The organism is Herbidospora sp. RD11066, from assembly GCF_054661255.1.
Map to the genome: position 1 here is coordinate 1 of NZ_BAAGDO010000063.1, position 347 is coordinate 347.

Consider the following 347-nt stretch of genomic DNA (forward strand, 5'->3'; position numbering starts at 1 on the left):
GAGTCGGGTTGGGACACGGTGCTGCAGGAGGCCAAGGCCGCCGGCATCCCGGTGATCCTGACCGACCGTGCGGTCGACTCGGCCGACACCTCGCTGTACAAGACCTTCCTCGGGTCGGACTTCGTGGAGGAGGGCAAGAAGGCGGGCCAGTGGCTGGTCGAGCAGTACGCGAGCGAGACCGGCGATGTGAACATCGTCGAGCTGCAGGGCACGACCGGTTCGGCCCCCGCCAACGACCGCAAGGCCGGTTTCGGTGAGGTGATCGGGGCGGACCCGAAGTTCAAGGTGATCGCGTCGCAGAGCGGTGACTTCACCCGGGCCAAGGGCAAGGAGGTCATGGACGCGTT

Annotated in this window: 1 protein-coding gene; it reads left to right on the top strand. The window is 66.9% G+C overall.

What is annotated here, in order from left to right; translation table 11 throughout:
* The coding region (locus ACYQ78_RS39355; RefSeq protein ID WP_459806099.1) for a substrate-binding domain-containing protein at window positions 1-347 on the top strand (347 nt) is incomplete at both ends.